Source organism: Bradyrhizobium sp. SRL28, assembly GCF_018596315.1.
In the GTDB taxonomy this organism is placed as follows: Bacteria; Pseudomonadota; Alphaproteobacteria; order Rhizobiales; family Xanthobacteraceae; genus Bradyrhizobium.
On record NZ_JAHEAG010000135.1, the window covers coordinates 1 to 2,124 of the forward strand.

Genomic DNA, 2,124 nt, shown 5'->3' on the forward strand with positions numbered 1-2,124 from the left:
GAGGTTTCGTTCCGGGGCGGAATTGGGGCGGTCAGCGTTGACCGGTGGAGTTAGCCGTTGCGGACCAAACGGCCCGCCGGATCTCGCTGGCGGTACAAGTCGATCAATTGAATTGAGAGGACTCATCTTGAAAGTGTATGGTGGGGCCGCCAGCTATTTCTGATGGCCAGCGGCCCCTGTGCCGACCACTTCCAATTGCCCAGCCTCAAGCAGAGCGATGATCAGCACGGGGGCCAATGACCGATCTGGCCCGCAGTTCCCCGTTTTAGACGGCTTCTCTCTGGAACATTAACGGATGCGCCTGTACGCCGCGCGGCCTGCTTTCGGGCGAGCACTTGGCTTGCCATCCTGGGGAAGGGGTTCGCTCGCTTCTGAAGGAGAAACGGCCCCAGCCCTCTCAAAAACTGGGACCGTCATTCGAATGCGCCAATCGGGCAATGACTTGGCGCCGGCATCAACGCGCCTAACTACCGCCCGTTCCATTCTCGATCTGTTCTTGTCCGGCTGATCCTGAGCATGACCTAGCTCAAGGTATTTAGTCCGCTGAGAACGTAACGAGGCCGCCAACATACGGACGGATGCGGCCGATTGTCGGCTGATTAGCGACCTTGCCACCGACCCGGCAAGCGGGAGTTGTTTGACCGACTGGCCTTGCACCTGACGACTCTTGCGGACCAGGTTGAGCAGGGCATGCTGCATTGGAAACCAACGGGGACTCAGTGAATTAAGGCCGCCTCAGTTGGCGGCCTCTTTTCTTGCAGTATCGCTTACTGTTTGTTCACGCCCTTCTGTACGGCATCCGGCTCCTTCGCAGTGCCCGTGTTATTTGGCCCGGCTGCGGTGCCTGCGCCGGAAGTGCTGGCGTCTCCGCCGGGCGAGGGCCTGCTAGCCCCGGTGGTGCCCTTGTTCATGGTCCCGGTTCCGTCCTTCATCGCGCCTTCCGACGCACCCGGTCCGACGTTGCCTTGGCTAGACGCACCGCCGCTGGGCTGGGCGGTCTGAGCAAAGGCGGCCGGTGAAGCGAGTGCCAAGATGCAGACCGAAGCCAACATGATCTTCTTCATTAATGATCTCCCTAGGTTCTGTTTTGTTTCACCCAAGGAAAATCGCCGCTTGTTGCCTTCGTTCCTATTCCTGCCGCTTGAATGACGGCTCTTCATTCGAGGACCTCGTACTCAAAGGCGACACCCTCGGGATCGATTTCCTCGAACCATTTTTCCGCGGCGTTCCGTGGTGGCGAACACCTTGACGTGCTCGGAGTCGCCAACCTGCTTGCTGGTGTTGACGTAGACAAAGACGGTCACCGCAAGACCATCCTGTAAGCCTTGGGTCCTTAAGCCGGGTGTACCAGGGCAATGCGTTGCTCAAGCAATAGGTTTGTGGCATGCCAATGAGGACACCAAGTCCGAAACGGCCCCGGCGCGGGGGCTGGGAGTGAGCGTGCCGGAGCCGTCCCCTTGCGCGCCCTAACGAGCGCAGAATCTACACTATCGGGGAAAACAAGAGCTGGCCGGCCTACTTTGTCATACCCGCAACTTTGGCGGGGTAATCCCTTCGACATATCAGCCTAGTGGAATTTGACGCCGATCAAGCTTTCCGTTCGCCATATCACCGTGCACCCGTGCCTCAAGCGATCGGCAACGATCAGAAGGGTAAATTGCGTCGGGATTCCCAGTGGGCTGACCACCTCTAGCGACGCCCCAGTGTCGGACCGGTTACGAATGAGACAGGCGATCGTGCGCCCGTTGAACTCGATGCTTCCTGACTTCAAGCGCTTCATTCCAGCTGGGCATTACCTCGTCACGTTATCACAATTCGAACGCATCGTCAGTCCGCCGCGTGTGATCCGCACGGCAAGGCCCGGCGCGTGTCGTCCGGAACCGTCGTGCGTCGAGCTGCCTGCTCACGCCGTCGCGCGCCTCTATTCCACAAGACGAAGGGTCCGGCGCTTTTTCATTCGATCGAGAGCGTGGACAACCTCATCTCTATCGAGGACCGCGATAAGCCGGTGCACTGTACGCGTGGCGTCCCGTGGGCCTGGCGCGATGTATTCTCCGAGGACGCGCCTGGCATCCTCCATCGCTCGCAATACAGTCTCTTGATCAGTGTTGTTCATGGTACGCA

The 2,124-nt window shown here is 59.3% G+C and carries 1 protein-coding gene; it reads right to left on the bottom strand.

The features are described from left to right. Window positions 1–767: 767 nt before the first annotated feature. Complete coding sequence (locus KIP88_RS45595; protein ID WP_214494593.1) at window positions 768–1,064, bottom strand: hypothetical protein; 297 nt, start codon at window positions 1,062–1,064, stop codon at window positions 768–770. Between the last annotated feature and the right edge of the window lie 1,060 nt (window positions 1,065–2,124).